21 protein-coding genes are annotated in these 21,045 nt (G+C 52.9%); 12 read left to right on the forward strand and 9 right to left on the reverse strand.

Going from position 1 to position 21,045, the window contains the following annotated elements:
• The first annotated feature begins 15 nt into the window (after nucleotides 1-15).
• The 4 genes from U0026_RS22830 to speB all read left to right on the forward strand — a co-directional run bounded on the left by U0026_RS22830 (nucleotide 16) and on the right by speB (nucleotide 3,561).
• Entirely contained in the window at nucleotides 16-144 is a 129-nt protein-coding gene (locus U0026_RS22830; protein ID WP_421549732.1) for a hypothetical protein, read from the forward strand.
• Nucleotides 145-240: 96 nt separating this feature from the next.
• On the forward strand, nucleotides 241-372 hold the full coding sequence (gene yqgB / locus U0026_RS04085) for an acid stress response protein YqgB (protein ID WP_156484201.1): 132 nt from the start codon (nucleotides 241-243) through the stop codon (nucleotides 370-372).
• Between the two features lie 8 nt (nucleotides 373-380).
• Nucleotides 381-2,357, forward strand: coding sequence for a biosynthetic arginine decarboxylase (speA, locus tag U0026_RS04090; protein WP_073971083.1), 1,977 nt, complete (start codon nucleotides 381-383; stop codon nucleotides 2,355-2,357).
• A 283-nt stretch (nucleotides 2,358-2,640) separates the two neighbouring features.
• Entirely contained in the window at nucleotides 2,641-3,561 is a 921-nt protein-coding gene (speB, locus tag U0026_RS04095) for an agmatinase (protein WP_062772945.1), read from the forward strand.
• A gap of 101 nt (nucleotides 3,562-3,662) precedes the next feature.
• Here speB and U0026_RS04100 read toward each other — a convergent pair whose 3' ends face one another.
• Nucleotides 3,663-4,931, reverse strand: coding sequence for an OprD family outer membrane porin (locus tag U0026_RS04100; protein ID WP_062772948.1), 1,269 nt, complete (start codon nucleotides 4,929-4,931; stop codon nucleotides 3,663-3,665).
• Between the two features lie 389 nt (nucleotides 4,932-5,320).
• A complete protein-coding gene (gene loiP / locus U0026_RS04105; protein WP_062772951.1) occupies nucleotides 5,321-6,079 on the reverse strand; it encodes a metalloprotease LoiP in 759 nt (252 codons plus the stop codon).
• Between the two features lie 267 nt (nucleotides 6,080-6,346).
• On the opposite strand from loiP, the gene tkt reads away from it, so the two are divergent.
• Nucleotides 6,347-8,338, forward strand: coding sequence for a transketolase (gene tkt, locus U0026_RS04110; protein WP_062772954.1), 1,992 nt, complete (start codon nucleotides 6,347-6,349; stop codon nucleotides 8,336-8,338).
• Nucleotides 8,339-8,387: 49 nt separating this feature from the next.
• Here tkt and U0026_RS04115 read toward each other — a convergent pair whose 3' ends face one another.
• Genes U0026_RS04115 through U0026_RS04135 form a run of 5 tightly spaced genes read right to left on the reverse strand, consistent with a single transcriptional unit; the run spans nucleotide 8,388 to nucleotide 11,439 of the window.
• Nucleotides 8,388-9,044: an ABC transporter ATP-binding protein gene (locus U0026_RS04115; RefSeq protein WP_062772957.1), complete on the reverse strand. Its 657-nt coding sequence runs from the start codon at nucleotides 9,042-9,044 to the stop codon at nucleotides 8,388-8,390.
• On the reverse strand, nucleotides 9,038-9,715 hold the full coding sequence (locus U0026_RS04120) for an ABC transporter ATP-binding protein (protein ID WP_062772960.1): 678 nt from the start codon (nucleotides 9,713-9,715) through the stop codon (nucleotides 9,038-9,040). Before U0026_RS04120 ends, U0026_RS04115 begins: the two co-directional genes overlap by 7 nt.
• Nucleotides 9,703-10,410 carry an energy-coupling factor transporter transmembrane component T gene (locus tag U0026_RS04125; protein WP_062772963.1) on the reverse strand — a complete coding sequence of 236 codons (708 nt, stop codon included), beginning with the start codon at nucleotides 10,408-10,410 and terminating at the stop codon, nucleotides 9,703-9,705. The genes U0026_RS04120 and U0026_RS04125 overlap by 13 nt, the downstream gene beginning before the upstream one ends.
• On the reverse strand, nucleotides 10,411-10,989 hold the full coding sequence (locus U0026_RS04130) for an ECF transporter S component (protein WP_062772966.1): 579 nt from the start codon (nucleotides 10,987-10,989) through the stop codon (nucleotides 10,411-10,413).
• 24 nt (nucleotides 10,990-11,013) lie between these two features.
• Nucleotides 11,014-11,439: a PPC domain-containing DNA-binding protein gene (locus U0026_RS04135; RefSeq protein WP_062772969.1), complete on the reverse strand. Its 426-nt coding sequence runs from the start codon at nucleotides 11,437-11,439 to the stop codon at nucleotides 11,014-11,016.
• A gap of 373 nt (nucleotides 11,440-11,812) precedes the next feature.
• Between U0026_RS04135 and epd the strand changes: the two genes are divergently transcribed.
• From epd to mscS, 4 genes are all read left to right on the forward strand, one after another.
• Nucleotides 11,813-12,841, forward strand: coding sequence for an erythrose-4-phosphate dehydrogenase (gene epd, locus U0026_RS04140; protein ID WP_062772972.1), 1,029 nt, complete (start codon nucleotides 11,813-11,815; stop codon nucleotides 12,839-12,841).
• Between the two features lie 39 nt (nucleotides 12,842-12,880).
• Nucleotides 12,881-14,044 carry a phosphoglycerate kinase gene (gene pgk, locus U0026_RS04145; protein ID WP_062772975.1) on the forward strand — a complete coding sequence of 388 codons (1,164 nt, stop codon included), beginning with the start codon at nucleotides 12,881-12,883 and terminating at the stop codon, nucleotides 14,042-14,044.
• Nucleotides 14,045-14,131: 87 nt separating this feature from the next.
• A complete protein-coding gene (gene fbaA, locus U0026_RS04150) occupies nucleotides 14,132-15,211 on the forward strand; it encodes a class II fructose-bisphosphate aldolase (protein ID WP_062772978.1) in 1,080 nt (359 codons plus the stop codon).
• A 175-nt stretch (nucleotides 15,212-15,386) separates the two neighbouring features.
• Nucleotides 15,387-16,244, forward strand: coding sequence for a small-conductance mechanosensitive channel MscS (gene mscS / locus U0026_RS04155; protein ID WP_062772981.1), 858 nt, complete (start codon nucleotides 15,387-15,389; stop codon nucleotides 16,242-16,244).
• Nucleotides 16,245-16,296: 52 nt separating this feature from the next.
• Here the strand turns inward: mscS and dctP are convergent, their stop codons facing one another.
• Nucleotides 16,297-17,343 (reverse strand): TRAP transporter substrate-binding protein DctP, encoded by a 1,047-nt coding sequence (gene dctP / locus U0026_RS04160; RefSeq protein ID WP_062772984.1) that lies wholly within the window; start codon nucleotides 17,341-17,343, stop codon nucleotides 16,297-16,299.
• A gap of 204 nt (nucleotides 17,344-17,547) precedes the next feature.
• Here dctP and argO point away from each other — a divergent pair, with 204 nt between their 5' ends.
• Nucleotides 17,548-18,183, forward strand: a complete 636-nt coding sequence (argO, locus tag U0026_RS04165; protein ID WP_062772987.1) for an arginine exporter ArgO — start codon at nucleotides 17,548-17,550, stop codon at nucleotides 18,181-18,183.
• An 86-nt stretch (nucleotides 18,184-18,269) separates the two neighbouring features.
• Nucleotides 18,270-19,007 (forward strand): oxidative stress defense protein, encoded by a 738-nt coding sequence (locus U0026_RS04170; protein WP_062772990.1) that lies wholly within the window; start codon nucleotides 18,270-18,272, stop codon nucleotides 19,005-19,007.
• Between the two features lie 96 nt (nucleotides 19,008-19,103).
• On the opposite strand, the gene argP is transcribed toward U0026_RS04170, so the two are convergent.
• Nucleotides 19,104-19,997: a DNA-binding transcriptional regulator ArgP gene (gene argP / locus U0026_RS04175; protein ID WP_062772993.1), complete on the reverse strand. Its 894-nt coding sequence runs from the start codon at nucleotides 19,995-19,997 to the stop codon at nucleotides 19,104-19,106.
• 213 nt (nucleotides 19,998-20,210) lie between these two features.
• Here argP and rpiA point away from each other — a divergent pair, with 213 nt between their 5' ends.
• Nucleotides 20,211-20,870, forward strand: a complete 660-nt coding sequence (gene rpiA / locus U0026_RS04180) for a ribose-5-phosphate isomerase RpiA (RefSeq protein WP_062772996.1) — start codon at nucleotides 20,211-20,213, stop codon at nucleotides 20,868-20,870.
• Nucleotides 20,871-21,045 lie beyond the last annotated feature (175 nt).

Genomic DNA, 21,045 nt, shown 5'->3' on the forward strand with positions numbered 1-21,045 from the left:
AGGTGATTCAAGATAATGAACCGTCGTATTGCGCTGATTCTGCCGTGCCATTCTGGTACGGACACATCCCCCATTTCTGCTTTTTATACCAGCCGATGTTCTACCCATTTCGGCGCTTCTCAAGACTCCAGAGCCGGTCGGTAACGGACGAATGAACAAGGGCGCTCTTGTTACGACAAGGGTTTTCTCGTGGTTTCGCTGAACTGTTACTTCAGGTTCAGGTGCGTGTTTTACAATGATATGAATAAGAAACCGGTCGCACAGTCGGTGCGCCAGCATGTTGTGCTGGCTAATCAGGCTGCTTATGGGTTGTTATCGCAACGTTACGCTGCGATAGTAGTTAACTGTTTTACACTTGTTATAAATAATTGAGGTTCGCTATGTCTGACGACATTTCATTGGATTCGCTTTCGTCAGCAGGCGAACGCGGTGTACTACGTTCCATGCAGGAGGTTGCGATGAGCTCCCAGGAAGCCAGCAAAATGCTACGCACATACAACATTGCCTGGTGGGGCAATAACTACTACGACGTCAACGAACTTGGCCATATCAGCGTCTGTCCAGACCCCGATGTACCTGAAGCCAAAGTTGACTTAGCCGAGCTGGTTAAGGCCCGTGAAGCGCAGGGGCAACGTCTGCCAGCGCTGTTCTGCTTCCCGCAGATCCTGCAGCATCGTCTGCGCTCGATTAACGCGGCGTTTAAACGTGCGCGCGAATCCTATGGCTACAAAGGCGACTATTTCCTTGTTTACCCGATTAAGGTTAACCAGCATCGCCGCGTGATTGAATCACTGATCCATTCCGGCGAACCGCTGGGCCTGGAAGCGGGTTCAAAAGCGGAACTGATGGCGGTACTGGCGCACGCGGGCATGACCCGTAGCGTGATCGTCTGTAACGGCTATAAAGACCGTGAATATATTCGTATGGCGCTGGTGGGCGAGAAGATGGGCCACAAGGTCTATCTGGTCATCGAGAAGATGTCTGAAATCGCCATCGTGCTGGAAGAAGCTGAACGTCTGAACGTGGTTCCACGCCTCGGTGTGCGTGCGCGTCTGGCTTCACAGGGTTCCGGTAAATGGCAGTCCTCCGGCGGTGAAAAATCCAAGTTCGGCCTGGCGGCAAACCAGGTGCTGCAACTGGTGGAAATTCTGCGTGAACGTGGCCGTCTGGACAGCATTCAACTGCTGCACTTCCACCTCGGTTCACAGATGGCGAACATTCGCGATATCGCCACCGGCGTGCGTGAATCAGCCCGTTTCTACGTTGAACTGCACAAGCTTGGTGTCAACATTCAGTGCTTCGACGTCGGCGGTGGCTTGGGCGTGGACTATGAAGGTACTCGCTCGCAGTCCGATTGCTCCGTGAACTATGGTTTGAACGAATATGCTAACAACATTATCTGGGCGATTGGCGATGCCTGTGAAGAACACGATCTGCCGCACCCGACGGTAATCACTGAGTCTGGTCGTGCGGTTACGGCGCACCATACGGTGCTGGTGTCTAACATCATTGGCGTTGAGCGTAGCGAACATACCGAGGCCACACCTCCGGCTGAAGATGCGCCGCGTGCGCTGCAAAGTATGTGGGAAACCTGGCAGGAGATGCACGAGCCGGGCACCCGACGCTCGCTGCGCGAATGGTTGCACGACAGTCAGATGGATCTGCATGACATTCACGTTGGATATTCTTCTGGCACCTTTAGCCTGCATGAGCGCGCGTGGGCAGAGCAGCTGTATCTGAATATGTGTCACGAAGTGCAAAAGCAGCTCGACCCGAGCAATCGCGCGCACCGTCCGATTATTGATGAGTTGCAGGAGCGCATGGCGGATAAGATTTACGTCAACTTCTCCTTGTTCCAATCAATGCCGGATGCGTGGGGTATCGATCAGTTGTTCCCGGTGATGCCGCTGGAAGGCCTGAATAAGGTACCAGAGCGTCGTGCGGTGCTGCTGGATATTACCTGTGACTCTGACGGTGCTATCGACCATTACGTCGACGGTGACGGGATTGCCACGACCATGCCGATGCCGGAATACGACCCGGAGAACCCGCCGATGCTGGGCTTCTTTATGGTTGGCGCGTATCAAGAAATCCTGGGTAACATGCACAACCTGTTCGGCGATACCGAAGCGGTTGACGTGTTCGTCTTCCCTGACGGCAGTGTGGAAGTTGAGCTGTCTGATGAGGGCGATACCGTAGCGGATATGCTGCAATACGTTCAGCTGGATCCGAATACCCTGCTGACGCAGTTCCGTGATCAGGTTAAGAACACCGATCTGGATGAGGCGCTGCAACAGCAATTCCTGGAAGAGTTTGAGGCTGGGTTGTACGGCTATACTTATCTGGAAGACGAGTAAGTTACGGGCCCCTCACCCTAACCCTCTCCCCAAAGGGGCGAGGGAACCGAGCGGTGCGGTCTGGTTTTCTCGCACTCCAAAGGTCGGATGGTTTTCTCTCTATCCCTCTGGGAGAGGGGCGGGGTGAGGGCGCAAGCCGCACGATGGTCGACAGGCTTGAATCCGTACAAATTAACGGCGATAATCCGCCGCAAATATGCAGTTATCTAATCAATCCCTTCCTCGTCGGGCCTAACGACGCGGAGGGGATTTTTTTTACCATGATTTTATAAGAGGTCAGCACATGAGCACCTTGGGTCATCAATACGACAACTCCCTGGTTTCCAACGCGTTTGGTTTTCTTCGTCTGCCGATGAACTTCATGCCGTATGACAGCGATGCGGATTGGGTGATTACCGGCGTACCGTTTGATATGGCGACCTCTGGTCGTGCCGGTGGCCGTCACGGCCCGGCGGCGATTCGTCAGGTTTCCACTAACCTGGCCTGGGAGCACAACCGCTTCCCGTGGAACTTCGACATGCGCGAACGCCTGAACGTGGTGGACTGCGGCGATCTGGTTTACGCCTTCGGCGATGCCCGTGAAATGAGTGAAAAACTGCAGGCGCACGCGGAAAAACTGCTGGCAGCCGGTAAGCGTATGCTCTCTTTCGGTGGCGACCACTTCGTGACCCTGCCGCTGCTGCGCGCGCATGCAAAACACTTCGGTAAAATGGCGCTGGTTCACTTTGATGCCCATACCGATACCTACGCCAACGGCTGTGAATTCGACCACGGCACCATGTTCTTCACCGCGCCAAATGAAGGTCTGATCGACCCGAATCACTCCGTACAGATTGGTATCCGCACCGAGTTCGATAAAGACAACGGCTTCACCGTGCTGGATGCTGGTCAGGTTAACGATCGCAGCGTGGACGATATCATCGCTCAGGTTAAGCAGATCGTCGGCGATATGCCGGTTTACCTGACTTTCGATATCGATTGTCTGGACCCGGCATTTGCTCCAGGTACCGGTACGCCAGTGATTGGCGGTCTGACGTCTGACCGTGCGATTAAACTGGTACGTGGCCTGAAAGATCTGAACATCGTCGGTATGGACGTGGTAGAAGTGGCTCCAGCTTACGATCAGTCAGAGATCACCGCGCTGGCAGCGGCGACGTTGGCGCTGGAAATGCTCTATATCCAGGCGGCGAAGAAGGGCGAATAAGCCTTTGCAGGGTTTTCCCGGCGTCGGCGTAAACGCCTCGGCCTGCCGACCAATCGGTAGCCCGGCCAAGCGCAGCGCCGCCGGGAAAACCCGCTCAATCATTAAAACGCGTTAAACGGATACTCGACGTAAACGCGTACTTCATTCCCGCTGACGTTGTAGTCGCTGGCGTTGCTCGACACGCGCAGCACCGAGTAGCGAACTTTAAACTTCAGATCTTTCGCCACGCCGTCCTGAACCTGGTACTGCACCTGGTTAAACCACTCGTGCTCTTTACCGTTACTGGTTTCCGCTGTCTTAATATTGTCACCGCGAACGTAAGCGGTGGTCCAGCTTAGGCCCGGCAAGCCCAGACCGCCGAAGTCCAGCGCATAGGATGCCTGCCATGAACGTTCATCTTCGCCATTAAAATCAGACCAGTAGGAGTTGGCCAGCCAAATGGTATTGCCGCCATCGCCGACGCCACCCTGATTTTGGTAGCTGCCGTAATGATAGCCCGTGCTGCCGCTACTTTGCTGGTAAGCAATCTTGAAGGTATGAATATCCCAGATATAGCTGGTTGCCAGGCTCCAGATGCTGTTACTGCGTCCGGTGTCGAGTGAGTCAGCGTATTCGCTATCAAGGCGAGAGTTGTAGCCGTTGAAATCGAAGACCAGCTTCTGCTCTGCCGCCAGTGGCTGCGCGTAGTTGAGGCCGAGGTACTGCTTATTCAGCACGTCTTCCACGTGAGAGGCATACAGCGCGCCGCTCAATTGGTCGTTGAACTGGTAGCTTGCGCCGCCGAAGGTGATGCTTTTCAGGCCGCTGTTGTGGCTGTCGTCGCTTTTACGCTGCTGGTCGGTAAGATAGCCGGCGTTGACATCCAGTCCGGTAATCTCTTTAGAGTTCAGCATGGCGCCGGTGTAGCTTTCGTACAGCAGACGTGACTCATCGGCGGTGATAATAGGCAGCGCCGGACGCTGGCTACCGTAGCTTAATACGGTGTTGGAGAAGCGCATTTTGGCCGTTGCGCCAAACTTTGCGAGATCGGATTTTGCACGACCGTCATTATCCTGGGCAAAGAAATCAATGCCGCCCGCACCGCTATTTCCACGGCCCCCATCAAGACGTACGGCATACTGTGCGATACCGTCGACACCAAAGCCAATCGGGCCTTGCGTAAAACCTGACTCGAAGGTGGCAATAAGACCCTGGCCCCACTCACTTTTATCGTGCAGACCGTCCCGGTAATCACGTTTGATATAAGCGTTACGTAAAAAGAGATCCAGATGACTGTCATCAACAAATCCCTGACTGTCAGATTGCTGGCTAGCAAAAGCGGGCGCAGAGGCAATAATACTTAAGGTGATTAAGGCTAATTTATTTTTCACGAAGGGAACTTCTCTATTTATAAAACGGTCGAATTGTGTTGTTACCAATTCGATATTCACCTGAATAAATGTCAAAAGCAATCATTCTATGAGCGGATGTTTCGTTGAGACGTAAGCTGAATGAGGTGTGGCGGTCGTCGGGGCTGCGCGGCTATAGACTATTTGAATGTTCGGCAAGCCAGCGCCAGGAAAGATAAAAAATAGCTATTTATATTAATACCCAGGATAAATGATGGGGTGTTGCGATGACGGTATATATATTTCTCTGAGTCCACTCAGGAATATATTTAACGGTTTGTGCGCTTAAATTATCAATTGATGCCGTTTAGCTTTTTTAATCTTTTTTTCTAATTATGGCAAGGGGGGCAATATTGCCCCCCTTTAATGGATTACTTAATTCCGTCGGCGCTAAGACGTTCGCGAATATGCTGGGCGCGTTCAAGCGATCCCGGGTGATCGTCAAACATTGAGCTTTGACGGCCATCTTCGAGTTTCGCCAGCTTCTCAAAACTGGTCGCCAGCCCGGTCGGGTTGATGCCTCGTTGGCGCAGCAGATCGTAGGAATAGTCGTCTGCTTCTGCTTCCTGGCGCTGCGAGAACTGGGAGTTCACCAGCTTCTCACCCAAATCGCCCAACTGAGATTGCGACAGGTTACCCACGATGCCGCCCGCTGACGCCGCCGCCGCGCGCAGGGCGTTGGTGCCAATGGCGACCTGCATCCCTTTTTTCACATGGCCCAGCGCAACGTGGCCCATTTCGTGGCCGACAACCGCTTCGACTTCATTGTCATTCATCATGTCCATCAGGCCGCTGTAAACGCGGATGCAGCCGTTGGCCATGGCAAAGGCGTTCACGTCCTTGGCGACGTAGACTTTGTAGTTCACCGGCTGACCATTGATGTTGTCGCCGAGCGCGCCGGCAATCTTATTCAACCGCTTGACGTAGTCGCTGCCTGCCGGGGCAATGGTAGCTTTACTGTCCATATCCTTACAGGCCTGATCGCTAAGGGCTTGCACCTGCTGATCGCTTAAGGAGAATGCCTGTAGAGCACCGGTGCCTGAGTTCATCAGGCCGTTTGAGTCCATATTCTGACAGCCGCTCAGCATTAAAGTCGCGCCGAAAGCCAATACCATCGCCCTTTTTTTCATGAGATTGCTTCCAAAGTCGTTTATCTGAGAGTGCCCTGGAACCGTGTCGCCAGAGTTTGACTAAGTATAAAGAATATCGCGGGTTGCGGGCGAGCAGATTACATCTTGTTAACCTCTGTTCCAGAGATTTCTGAATACGCAAAAGGATGCTCCATGTACATGCTTTGTCGCATAGGTTACATTGTTGGCACTTTTTTCTGGCATAGCCCGTAACGTATGCGCCTTGTGACGTTAGGGTTGCCTTCAACAGTCCGAACTGGAGTCAAAATGTCCTCACGTAAAGAGCTTGCTAATGCTATTCGTGCGCTGAGCATGGACGCAGTACAGAAAGCCAAATCCGGTCACCCGGGTGCCCCTATGGGTATGGCTGACATTGCCGAAGTCCTGTGGCGTGATTTTATGAACCATAACCCACAAAATCCGTCCTGGGCTGACCGTGACCGCTTTGTTCTGTCTAACGGCCACGGCTCCATGCTGATCTATAGCCTGCTGCACCTCACCGGCTACGACCTGCCAATGTCTGAACTGATGAACTTCCGTCAGCTGCATTCTAAAACCCCAGGTCACCCGGAAGTGGGTTATACCGCAGGTGTTGAAACCACCACGGGTCCACTGGGTCAGGGTATTGCCAACGCTGTGGGCATGGCGATTGCAGAAAAAACGCTGGCGGCGCAGTTTAACCGTCCAGGTCACGACATTGTTGACCACTTCACCTACGCATTTATGGGTGATGGTTGCATGATGGAAGGCATTTCTCACGAAGTGTGCTCCCTGGCCGGTACCCTTAAACTGGGTAAACTGGTTGCGTTCTACGACGACAACGGCATCTCCATCGACGGCCACGTTGAAGGCTGGTTCACTGATGACACTGCGAAACGTTTTGAAGCCTACAACTGGCACGTTATCCGCGGTATCGACGGTCACGATGCAGACGCTATCAAACGTGCGGTAGAAGAAGCGCGTGCGGTTACCGACAAACCATCCCTGCTGATGTGCAAAACCGTGATTGGTTTCGGTTCTCCAAACAAGCAAGGTACGCATGACTCCCACGGCGCACCGCTGGGTGAAGCCGAAGTAGCGCTGACCCGTGAAGCGCTGGGCTGGAAATACGGTCCATTCGAAATCCCGGCTGACATTTACGCGCAGTGGGATGCTAAAGCTGCAGGCCAGGCGAAAGAAGCGAGCTGGAACGAGAAGTTTGCCGCTTACGCGAAAGCCTTCCCACAGGAAGCTGCTGAATTCACCCGTCGTATGAAAGGTGACATGCCAGCCGATTTCGACGCAAAAGCGAACGAAATCATTGCGAAACTGCAGGCAAACCCTGCGAAAATCGCGAGCCGTAAAGCCTCCCAGAATGCGATTGAAGCTTTCGGTCCTCTGCTGCCTGAATTCCTCGGCGGTTCAGCTGACCTTGCGCCATCTAACCTGACTATCTGGTCTGGTTCTAAAGCCATCAACGAAGACATCGCGGGTAACTATATCCATTACGGCGTGCGTGAATTCGGTATGACCGCTATCGCTAACGGTATCTCGCTGCACGGTGGTTTCCTGCCGTACACCTCAACCTTCCTGATGTTCGTTGAATATGCCCGTAACGCGGTGCGTATGGCAGCATTGATGAAGAAACGCCAGGTGATGGTCTACACCCACGACTCCATCGGTCTGGGCGAAGATGGCCCAACTCACCAGCCGGTAGAGCAGGTTGCTTCTCTGCGCGTGACGCCGAACATGAGCACATGGCGTCCATGTGACCAGGTTGAATCCGCTATCGCGTGGAAATATGGCGTTGAGCGTCAGGATGGCCCGACCGCACTGATCCTCTCCCGTCAGAACCTGGCACAGCAAGACCGTACCGCAGAGCAGCTGGCAAACGTGGCGCGCGGTGGTTACGTGCTGAAAGATTGCGCAGGTCAGCCTGAGCTTATCTTCATCGCAACTGGTTCTGAAGTTGAGCTGGCGGTTGCCGCTTACGAAAAACTGACTGCTGAAGGCGTGAAAGCGCGCGTGGTTTCCATGCCGTCTACCGACGCATTCGACAAGCAGGATGCTGCTTACCGTGAGTCCGTACTGCCTAAAGCGGTTTCCGCTCGTGTGGCAGTGGAAGCGGGTATCGCTGACTACTGGTTCAAATACGTGGGCCTGAACGGCGCTATCGTTGGTATGACTACCTTTGGTGAGTCTGCACCGGCTGAGCTGCTGTTTGAAGAGTTCGGCTTCACCGTTGAGAACGTGGTCGCGAAAGCGAAAGCGCTGCTGTAGTTTTTATTACAGTGGAAAACGGGTCGCTTAGGCGGCCCGTTTTTTTTGCCTACGCCAGGGGGTTGAGTTGCCCCTTTTCGAGGCGCACCACGCGGGAAAAGTGGCGTTGGGTAAAGTCATTATCATGGCTGATGGCAACCACGCTGGTGTGACGCTTGCGACAAACTCCAAGCCAGTTTTCAAAGACGCCTAGCCAGTGAGCATCAAAATCCCGGCTCGGTTCATCGAGCATCACCATCGCGGGGGCCATGGCCTCAAGACTTGCAACTGCGACCATGCGGCGCTGTGCGGTATGCAGATCCAACGGGTGTGCATCGGCAACGTCCGTTAATTGGCATAATTGCAGCGCTGCTGCGGTTCGTTGCGCAATTTCTGCGGCGGGTAGCTTTTGCAGCCGCAGGCCAAAGGCCACTTCCTCTGCCACCTTGCTATGAAAAATCTGATTCTCAGCTTCCTGAAACAGTACGCCGATCATCGTTGCGCGTTGGCGGTTTTTCAGTTGCGCAATGGGCTTGTTGTCTAGCGTTATCGTACCGGAGGAGGGCGATAAAAGCCCCGCCATCACTCTCAGCAGCGTGGATTTCCCCGCGCCGTTATCACCGGTGAGCGCAAGCCACTCTCCCGGATTGAGTTGCAGTGAAATCTTGTGCAGGCACGTATCAGACGCGCCCGGCCAGCGAAAGCTCACCTCATTTAAAATCAACATAACGACGTTAAACCTCCCTTATCCAACTGCCATGCTTGCTGGCAATATGCGCGAAAAGGCGAGTGATGGCGCTCGAACAAAATGACCAACGATCGCTGTGCTTGCGACCAGCGTTGCAAGCGGCTCAGGAGAAGGTCAGTGGCCTGCTCGGTGAGACGACTGAATGCTTCATCCAGTATTAAGATTTTGGGGTGCATGGCGAGCGCACTGGCAATCACCACGCGTTGAGTTTCGCCACCTGAAAGCGTGCCCGGATGGCGATGACGCAGCGGCTGGCACTCCGTTAGCGTAAGCGCGTTATCAATCCGTTGCAGAATCTCCTCCTCAGGCAGACAGAGGTTTTCCGGGCCAAATGCCACTTCTTCTTCCACGCTGAATGTGCAGCCAGAAAGTTGCAGGTAAGGCGATTGCTGCACCAGCTGAATAGTTTGCGACTGTTCAACCAGCGATAGCTGGCCAATCGGAACACCCAATAGGTTACCGGTTCCAGCCACTTCACCGGGAAGGAAATCGGGATACCATCCCGCCATCAACTGCGCCAGCGTGCTCTTGCCGCTACCGTTATCACCAAAGATGGCCACCATCCCATGGGTTGCGCAGTGAAAGTCGATACTGGCAGAGGGTCGATTCGCGTGCGTCGGAAGGTAGCGAAACTGCTCTAACGTAACCATATCCACACTCCTGTTTCGACCAGTATCGCCAGCACCATCGTGTAGCGGGCGGCGCGCTGTAAGGTGCTGTCTTGTGGCGCCCAAAGGGTGGTGCGTCTGCGATGCAGGCGAAAGGCTCGCATATCCAGCGCCGCGCCACGAACCACCAGATCGTTTAGCGCGTTATGCGTAAGCGGCACGATGAGGGCTGGCATGGCCCGCAGGCGTTGATACCAACGCTCATCCAGCGGCACACCGCGTGCACGCTGGGCTTCATGGATAATCGCCAGTTGACGTCTGAGTTGTTCGACAACCAAAAGCGGGCCTGCAAACAGGTAGGCAATACCCGGTGGTAGACGAGAGGCAAACAGGGCGCGAATAAAGCGCGCTACCGGGACGTACTGCATCCACAGTTGCGACGTGGACACAATTGCCAGTATTCGCAGCCACAGGGTAATGGCATCCCTCCAGCGCGCAGGCACGCGCGGCTGGCCGCTAATCCACTCGGTCAACCAGCCGCCGTGCACCAGCCACAGGCCAACCCCCAAAGGCACCATCAACCAGACGACATATTTCGCCCGATGGCGCGAGGCCTTCATGCACAGCAACACCAGGAATACCGCCGCGCTGTAAACGTAAAGCGGCGCTCCGGTTGGTAGCAGTAGCGTAGAGCACGCGGCGAGTGCCCACAGGGTGAGCGACGTGAACGGGTGCATTTAGCGCACAGCGGACATGGTTGGGAAATGACGCGTGGTGCGCAGCGGTAGCTGGCGCAACAGCATCCAGACAATCAGTGCCGTCAAAATTTTATCCACCAGATTGGCGCCGATCACGGTGATAGCCACCGACTCAACCAGACCTTCGCCGACGGAATGCATCCAGGCGACGAATAAATCGGCCCCACTGCCGGTGACGCCGCCAAACAATGTGGTACGGATAGGAACCGCAATGAGGGTCACTGCAAGGGTAATCACTACGCCGCTTGCCACCACTTTAGGCAGGGTGCGAAACCATCCGGCCCGCGCTAACCATCCGGCGACCAGACCAATCACCATCGCCACCGGGGCGAAAGCGGCGGCGATAGGATCGGTTAATAACCCCCACAGCAGATTGGTCAATAACCCCGTTAACATGCCGACGACTGGGCCCAACAAAACTGCGCTGATAAGGGTACCGATGGAGTCGAGAAAAATGGGTAATTTCAACATGCTGATCAGTTGTCCTGCGACCATGTTAATGGCGATGGCAATAACAATCAGCACCAAAGACTGGCTGGAAAATTGGCGACGTGCCATATAAAACCTCTTATTGATGACGTGTTAGCGGGAGGAAATAACCAGTTCGTCGTAGCCGGACACGACGCAGGGCTGGCGGCTGAATGCCAGTTCCGATAATTCGCCGAGCACCAATTCAAGCGTGGTGCGCACGGTGCATCCAGGCATCATGTGGCCGCCCCGCATTGTGCCCTGCGCGTCGGAAACGCTCAGATGAAGATGCTCGCCGGTGAGTTCGAGCGTGCCATTTAAGGAGATGACCTCCCAGGTGCCGGTAATAAACGTAGTGTCGTCTTGTCCGGCAAAGCGCAGGGCTACATCGGTCAGGCTTCCGGTACAACCCGCTATCCAGGCGGCCTTGAGCTGGTGTTGCTGTACGAAAGCATGGAGCTGGGAAAACACTTCCTGGCCTGGGAGTAAACGCAATGCATAAAAGCGGGCATCTGACGAATGAGGATGGATGATGGTCATGGTTGAAGGACTCCGAGACTCGGACGTAGCGCAGATGATATACACGCGGGTTAACAGGCTCTCTGATATAAATCAGGATTTTTGCTCTGGCAACGAAGTATTATTGCTACGCTTATTCACGATTCTGGAATATGGAATAAATACAGCGGTAAAGGGCGTGAAAGTGTGACGCATGTCAGATAACCGCGTTCTATGGCTGGACAAACATTCCTTTTATTCCTTGTTTCGCTTATTCTAGCTGAAGCGTTTCAGTTGGCAATTTGTTCAACATTTAACCAATCAGTCACTGTTTGTGGCAGGTAAGGTTTCCCTGAACGTGTGGCTGCATTACTCTGTGAGCCACTTTGCATCGGGAAAGCCTTGCAGGAGATCTATGACCGTACGCGTAGCGATTAATGGCTTCGGTCGCATTGGACGTAACGTGGTTCGTGCTTTGTATGAATCCGGACGTCGTGCGGAAATCACCGTGGTGGCAATCAACGAACTGGCAGATGCTGCCGGCATCGCGCATTTGTTGAAATATGACACCAGCCATGGGCGCTTTGCCTGGGATGTTCGCCAGGAGCGAGAACAGCTCTACGTCGGCGATGATACCATCCGTCTTCTGCACGAGCGCTCAATAGACGCGCTACCCTGGCGTGAACTGTCGGTTGATGTCGTGCTCGACTGCACCGGTGTATACGGTAGCCGTGAGGACGGTGAAGCGCATATCGCCGCAGGCGCGAAGAAGGTGCTCTTTTCACATCCTGGCAGCAACGACCTCGATGCCACCGTTGTGTTTGGTGTTAACGAACATGAACTGCGCGCCGAACACCGTATTGTGTCCAACGCCTCCTGTACCACGAATTGCATAATCCCCGTCATCAAATTGTTAGATGATGCCTACGGCATTGAATCGGGCACGGTCACGACTATCCATTCCGCGATGCATGACCAGCAGGTGATTGACGCCTATCACCCGGATTTACGCCGCACACGCGCGGCAAGCCAATCTATCATTCCTGTCGACACCAAACTTGCGGCGGGCATCGCCCGTATTTTCCCGCAGTTTAGCGACCGTTTTGAGGCGATTGCAGTGCGTGTGCCGACCATCAACGTGACGGCTATTGACCTGAGCGTGACGGTGAAGAAACCTGTAAAAGCCCATGAAGTCAACCAGTTGCTGCAAAAAGCAGCACAGGATGCATTTCATGGTATAGTTGACTATACGGAATTACCGTTGGTCTCGACTGATTTTAATCACGATCCGCATAGTGCCATTGTTGATGGCACGCAGACGCGGGTGAGTGGAGCGCATCTGATCAAAACATTGGTCTGGTGCGATAACGAATGGGGCTTTGCTAACCGAATGATCGACACGACGTTAGCAATGGCTGCTATTGGTTTCAGGCTCGACGCTTAAGCGTCGACAAAACTTTAAGTATCAACGAGAGGATTCACCATGTCTGTAATTAAGATGACCGATCTGGATCTGGCTGGTAAACGCGTTTTCATCCGTGCGGATTTGAACGTGCCGGTTAAAGAAGGGAAAGTAACCAGCGACGCGCGTATCCGTGCATCTCTGCCAACCATTGAAATGGCTCTGAAGCAGGGCGCAAAAGTCATGGTCACTTCTCACCTGGGTCGTCCGACCGAAGGCGAGTACAACGAAGAATTCTCTCTGCTGCCGGTTGTTAATTACCTGAAAGACAAACTGTCTAGCCCGGTACGTCTGGTTAAAGATTACCTGGACGGCGTTGAAGTGGCTGCCGGTGAGCTGGTCGTTCTGGAAAACGTTCGCTTTAACAAAGGCGAGAAGAAAGACGACGAAACCCTGTCTAAAAAATACGCTGCACTGTGCGACGTATTCGTGATGGACGCATTCGGTACTGCACACCGTGCACAGGCTTCTACTCACGGTATCGGCAAGTTTGCTGACGTTGCGTGCGCAGGCCCACTGCTGGCTGCTGAACTGGACGCACTGGGTAAAGCGCTGAAAGAACCAGCACGTCCAATGGTTGCTATCGTTGGTGGTTCTAAAGTTTCTACCAAACTGACCGTTCTGGATTCTCTGTCAAAAATCGCTGACCAGCTGATCGTTGGCGGTGGTATCGCGAACACCTTCGTTGCCGCTCAAGGCCACAACGTGGGTAAATCTCTGTACGAAGCTGACCTGGTTGAAGAAGCAAAACGTCTGCTGACCACTTGCGATATCCCAGTCCCAACTGACGTTCGCGTGGCAACTGAGTTCTCTGAAACTGCACCAGCGACCCTGAAATCTGTTAACGACATCAAAGATGATGAGCAGATTCTGGACCTGGGCGATGCTTCTGCACAGCAGCTGGCTGATATCCTGAAGAATGCTAAAACCATTCTGTGGAACGGCCCGGTTGGCGTATTTGAATTCCCTAACTTCCGTAAAGGGACTGAAATCGTGGCTAACGCTATCGCTGACAGCGACGCGTTCTCCATCGCAGGCGGCGGCGATACTCTGGCCGCTATCGACCTGTTCGGTATTTCTGACAAAATCTCCTACATCTCTACTGGCGGCGGCGCATTCCTCGAATTCGTGGAAGGTAAAGTTCTGCCAGCAGTAGCAATGCTCGAAGAGCGCGCTAAGAAGTAAGCCATTTTAGGGCAGGGAAACCTGCCCAATTATTACTGCGCTTTAGGGCGCGCCCCTTTCCAAGGCCGAAGATACAGGACTCGTAACATGTCTAAAATTTTTGATTTCGTAAAACCAGGCGTAATTACTGGTGATGACGTACAGAAAGTTTTCCAGGTAGCAAAAGAAAACAACTTTGCTCTGCCAGCCGTTAACTGCGTCGGTACCGACTCCATCAACGCCGTACTGGAAACCGCAGCAAAAGTTAAAGCACCGGTTATCGTACAGTTCTCCAACGGCGGCGCTGCGTTCATCGCAGGCAAAGGCGTGAAAACTGACGTTCCTCAGGGCGCAGCAATTCTGGGCGCTATCTCTGGTGCGCACCACGTTCACCAGATGGCTGAGCATTACGGTGTTCCTGTTATCCTGCACACCGACCACTGCGCGAAGAAACTGCTGCCGTGGATCGATGGTCTGCTGGACGCCGGTGAAAAACACTTTGCAGCAACCGGTAAGCCACTGTTCTCTTCTCACATGATCGACCTGTCCGAAGAGTCCCTGCACGAAAACATCGAAATCTGCTCCAAATACCTGGCGCGCATGTCCAAAATGGATATGACTCTGGAAATCGAACTGGGTTGCACCGGCGGTGAAGAAGACGGCGTGGACAACAGCCACATGGACGCTTCTGCACTGTACACCCAGCCAGAAGACGTTGACTACGCGTACACTGAGCTGAGCAAAATCAGCCCACGTTTCACTATCGCGGCTTCCTTCGGTAACGTACACGGTGTGTACAAACCGGGTAACGTGGTTCTGACCCCAACTATCCTGCGCGATTCCCAGGACTATGTTTCTAAGAAACATAACCTGCCGCACAACAGCCTGAACTTCGTCTTCCACGGCGGTTCCGGTTCTTCTGCTCAGGAAATCAAAGACTCCGTAAGCTACGGCGTTATCAAAATGAACATCGATACCGATACCCAGTGGGCAACTTGGGAAGGTATCCTGAACTACTACAAAGATAACGAAGCTTACCTGCAGGGTCAGCTGGGCAACCCGAAAGGCGAAGACCAGCCGAACAAGAAATACTACGATCCACGCGTATGGCTGCGTGCTGCTCAGACTTCAATGATTGCCCGTCTGGAACAGGCTTTCAATGAACTGAACGCGAAAGACGTTCTGTAAGACAAACCTGAAATTTGTCTTAAAGCCCGCTAACTAGCGGGCTTTTTTATTGTCTTTTCAATATGATCGACTGGGAAAAAATGTGATCAGTTTGGCAAAACACTGATTTTTTGTTTACCCTTTACACCTGCCTGACTTTTACAGGCCGTTTTTTGTTTCCCATAAGGAATATTGAATGGAAGAGTTAAACGTTGTCGATAGCATAAATGGCGCGGGTACGTGGCTGGTGCGCAATCAGGAATTACTGCTGAGCTATGCGGTTAATATCGTTGCGGCAATCGCTATTATTATTGTCGGGATGATTGTAGCGCGTATCGTTTCGAATACCGTCAACCGCCTGATGCTGGCACGTAAAATTGATGCTACCGTCGCGGACTTCCTGTCGGCACTGGTGCGCTATGCGGTGATTGCTTTCACGCTGATTGCTGCACTTGGCCGCGTCGGCGTACAGACCGCTTCGGTTATTGCAGTACTTGGTGCCGCCGGTTTGGCCGTGGGTTTGGCGCTGCAAGGTTCACTCTCCAACCTGGCAGCAGGCGTGCTGCTGGTGATGTTCCGTCCGTTCCGTGCCGGTGAGTATGTTGACCTGGGCGGCGTGGCGGGGACCGTGCTTAACGTGCAGATCTTCTCTACCACCATGCGTACCGTTGATGGCAAAATTGTTGTTATCCCGAACGGTAAAATTATCGCTGGGAATATTATCAACTTCTCCCGTGAACCGGCTCGTCGTAACGAATGGATTATTGGCGTTTCTTACGATGCCGATATTGATCAGGTTAAGCAGATCCTGACGCGTATCCTGGAGTCAGACAAACGTGTGCTGAAAGATCGCGATATTACCGTACGCTTAAATGAACTGGCGGCGTCGTCGGTGAATTTTGTCGTGCGTGCCTGGAGCCTCAGCGGTGACCTGCAAAACGTCTATTGGGACGTGCTGGAGCAAATTAAGCGTGAATTCGACGCTAACGGCATTAGTTTTCCTTACCCGCAGTTAGACGTGAATATGAAAGCGGAAAAAGCACCGCAAGAGTAATACCCTGCGTGGTTCAGATAAAAGGCTCGCCATTGATGATGGCGAGCTTTTTTTATTTGTACATTTCCTGGTTAAGCACGGTAGTCACTTGCTTCAAAATCCGTCCCGCGTCGTTGACCCCTGTTTTTTCTTGCTCAGCAACCCATTTATCCTGTTCCTGCTGATAGCGGCTGGCCTGCTGCCAGGTCTGTAATTCAGCGGGTGAAAGCCAGCTGATACTGGCACCGTTTTGACGCATCGAGTCCGCCATATTGCGCAGGCTGCTATCGAGCAGCGGGCCAATCTGCCGTTGCGTCGATGTTGCCGCCCGTCTAATAGCGGCTTTATCCTCAGCGGAAAGCGCATCCCAACGCGCTTTATTGATGGTCAGCAGATAGACGTGACCCATCCATAGCTGAGGTGAAAGCTGAATATATTTGGCTGCTTTCTGCGCCTGAATATCGTCACCGCTATCGAGATTCACTAGCAACCCATTCAACGTACCGGATTTTAGTGCATCGGTAATTTGTGTATTCCAGGGCATTTTCACCACTTTACCCCCAGCATTCTCCAGATAAGCCTGGTGCCAGAAGCTGGCGGTACGCCAGGTCTTACCCTGTAAGTTATTTAATGAGGTCATTGGGGAGGTCGAGAAGAATGCGGCAGGGTAGCCGAGGAAAAATTGTAAATTGACCAGATTGTTTTTCGCTAGCTCTGCATTGAATTCTGGCATGTCATCAAAGACGTGCTGGAAAAATGCCGCCTGCTTTTCGCCGCTATTTGGGCCAATAGGGAAGCTTTTGAACATTTGGAATAATGGTAGCTGTTTGGGCGTGTATTCTGGCACAACGATACCGATATCTGCTTTTTCACCGTCCTGTACGGTGCGTAGTGCGTTATAGCTCGTGGAGAGCTCGCCATTCCAGTGAGCTTCAACGCGCACATGACCTTGCGATTCTTTTTCAATGGCAGCGAAGAAGATATCGTTTATCGCCTTTGTGCGCATATTGCCGTAGGGTTCATGGTCAGTGTAACGCAGCACGGTTTCTGCACTTGCGCGGGTGATAAAGGATAGAGCTGCAATGGTTAATGTGTGAAGCATCACGGTACGTAGTTTCATGCCACTTCCTTATTGTGTCGGCATCTTATGATGAGCAGCATTATGTCTTAAGATATTGCCCCTAGTATCATCTGCCTGATGCGATCACACTAACCGCCTCTTTTCATTAGTTTTACTAATTAATGATTAAAATTATCAATTTCCTCTAATGATAATGCCGCGTTATAGTCAGCGCCATTCCTGAATAAATTGAAGAAAAAAGTCATGTTATCTTATTATTTTCAAGGTCTTGTGCTTGGTGCTGCGATGATCTTGCCGCTTGGCCCACAAAATGCTTTTGTGATGAACCAGGGTATTCGCCGCCAGTATCATCTGATGGTTGCGTTGCTCTGTGCGATAAGCGATCTGCTGCTGATCTGTGCTGGTATTTTTGGCGGTAGTGCGCTGCTGATGGCATCGCCTTGGTTGCTGGCGCTGGTGACCTGGGGCGGCGTTGCATTCTTGCTGTGGTATGGATTTGGTGCACTGAAAACGGCTATCGGCAGCAATATTGAACTGGCGAATGCTGAGGTAATGAAGCAGGGGCGCTGGAAGCTTATTGCCACCATGCTGGCGGTGACCTGGCTTAATCCGCACGTGTATCTCGACACCTTTGTGGTGCTGGGCAGCTTGGGTGGGCAGTTAGACGTGATACCGAAGCGTTGGTTTGCACTGGGCACTATCAGCGCATCGTTCCTGTGGTTCTTCGCGCTTGCCCTGCTGGCAGCCTGGCTCGCCCCGCGCCTGCGCACGGCCAAAGCACAACGAATCATCAACGTAGTGGTGGGTGTTGTCATGTGGTTTATCGCATTTCAGCTGGCAAAAGAGGGTGTTGAACACATTCTGGTACTCTTTAACTAGGCGTCATCTGATGGACTTTCGTCTGGCAACGGCTAAGCTTGCAGGCAAGACCCCCGTTGTCGGGTGATAACCATGGAGATACAACAGTGAAGTTTAAAGTGATGGCTCTGGCCGCAGTAATTGGGTTTAGCACAATGGCGGTTCAGGCAAATGAATTGCCGGATGGCCCACATATTGTCACATCAGGCACAGCGAGCGTAGATGCGGTACCGGATATCGCGACGCTTGCTATCGAAGTGAATATTGCTGCCAAAGACGCCGCGAGCGCCAAAAAACAGGCCGACCAGCGTGTTGCGCAATATCTCTCTTTCCTTGAGCAAAATGGCGTAAACAAAAAAGATATCAGTTCCGCTAATCTGCGTACCCAGCCGGATTATGACTATCAGGACGGGAAGAGCGTGTTGAAGGGATATCGTGCGGTACGTACGGTTGAGGTCACTCTGCGTCAACTGGATAAACTGAATTCGCTGCTGGATGGCGCATTAAAGGCGGGGCTGAATGAAATCCGTTCCGTGTCGCTGGGGGTTGCGCAACCTGATGCCTATAAAGATCAGGCGCGCAAAGCAGCGATTGAAAATGCCATTCACCAGGCTCAGTCACTGGCGGCAGGCTTCCACAGTAAACTGGGGCCGGTCTATAGCGTGCGCTACCATGTGTCTAACTATCAGCCAAGCCCGATGGTTCGCATGATGAAAGCTGATGCAGCTCCGGCTTCCGCACAGGAAACTTACGAGCAGGCAACCATTCAGTTTGACGATCAGGTTGATGTGGTGTTCCAGCTTCAGCCAGAACAGGCCGCTGCTCCAGCACCTGCTGCCAAATAATTACCCGCCAACCCCTCGCCACGTGAACTGCACCCCAAAAGTTGGACACCCAACTGAGTAAGGTGCAGTTCACGTGGCGAGGGGTTTTTCTTTGTCTTAATCCTGACGCAGAACCTTGTGCCCGTAGGCCAGCAGCGCATCGGTGACTTTACGCATCATGCGGCTTTCTGGCGCAAAACGATGCCAGTACAGCATGCGGCGCTGGAACAGACTTGGCGTAAGATCGATAAGTTCGCCACTGGCGAGTTCTTTTTCGATTTGCAGATGTGGGATCATGCAGCAGGTCGTGCCCTGACGCGCCAACTGCACAAATGCTTCTGACGAGTTAACAATATGACACGGCACGCTGCCTGGCGGTAAATCGAAGTTTTGCTGCAAGAATGCCTGATGCATATCATCGAGATGATCAAACGCGACGGCAGGGGCTTTGAGCAGCGCGGAGCGCGTTACACCGTTAGGGAAATAGCGTTCAGCGAAGGCTTTAGAGCCGACAAAAAGGTAATCGAGAGCACCGAGTTGATCGACCAGACAGCTAGGCAGAGCCTGTGGCTGGATACTCACCGCACCCACCACTTCACCGCGGCGCAGTCGCTCCTGTGTACGGGTTTCATCTTCAACCTGCAGATTTAAGCGAATAGGTAAGTTACTCAGTACGTCAGATAACGCAGGCAGCAGCCAGGTTGCCAGACTGTCGGCGTTGACCGCCAGCGACAGCAGCAGGGGGGTTGAACCGGTTTGCTCATCACCTAACCACTCTTCTTCCAATAGCTCGACCTGACGCAGCAACGCCAGCAACTTTTGCCCTTGCTCAGTTGGGCGTGGTGGTACGGTACGCACCAGCAACGGTTGCCCGAACATATTCTCCAGTTGCTTGATTCGCTGGGAAACGGCGGACTGAGTAATGCACAGTTTCTGCGCGGCACGTTCAAACCCACGTTCCCTGATAACGGCATCCAGCGCCTGTAGTGTTCTGTAGTCCGGACGTTTCATTGCTCTGAGGTACTCCCCTTTAGGTGTTATCTGCACTATGACATAAATTTACTGTAGATACAGACGAAATTGGTTTGCACTTTACTGTGATATGAGTCACGTGCTGGCGTACATGTCTATCATGCCTGGCTTGAGGGGCGGCTGTGGCTCGAATTGTGCTGGGGTTATGTTCTATAATGCGCGGCAGATGATGACACCATAGGCGAAACGATCATGACGCAGGATGAACTGAAAAAAGCAGTAGGTTGGGCGGCACTTCAATACGTACAACCGGGAACGATTGTTGGTGTAGGTACGGGGTCTACCGCAGCGCACTTTATTGATGCGTTAGGTACGATGAAAGGACAAATCGAAGGGGCGGTTTCAAGCTCTGACGCCTCTACCGAAAAGCTGAAAAGTCTCGGTATCACCGTTTTCGATCTGAATGAAGTTGATCGTTTAGGTATCTACGTCGATGGTGCAGATGAGATTAACGGCCACATGCAGATGATCAAAGGCGGTGGTGCGGCGCTGACGCGCGAAAAAATTATCGCTTCCGTGGCGGACAAATTTATCTGCATCGCCGATGCTTCCAAGCAGGTGGACATCCTCGGTAATTTCCCGCTGCCGGTTGAAGTGATCCCAATGGCGCGTAGCGCCGTGGCGCGTGAACTGGTGAAACTGGGCGGTCGCCCGGAGTATCGTCAGGGAGTGCTGACTGACAATGGCAACGTTATCCTGGACGTTCATGGCCTGGAAATTCTTGACGCCATCGCGCTGGAAAATGCCATTAACGGTATTCCTGGCGTGGTGACGGTAGGTCTGTTTGCCAATCGCGGTGCTGATGTTGCCCTGATCGGTACCGCCGATGGTGTGAAAACCATTGTGAAATGATCTGACACAGGGGGGAATGACCATTTCCCCCTATTTTTTTTATTCAGGGCAAATTTGGTGACTTGTGTCACATTTGTTACCCCCCGTCTAATTAACATCCCACACATAGTCTGCTGATTAGCATTTTATGCTGGCATTTGCCTGTTCATGACGCTTCTTCATGACCCCGACGCAA

The organism is Kluyvera intermedia (assembly GCF_034424175.1).
In the GTDB taxonomy this organism is placed as follows: Bacteria; Pseudomonadota; Gammaproteobacteria; order Enterobacterales; family Enterobacteriaceae; genus Kluyvera; species Kluyvera intermedia.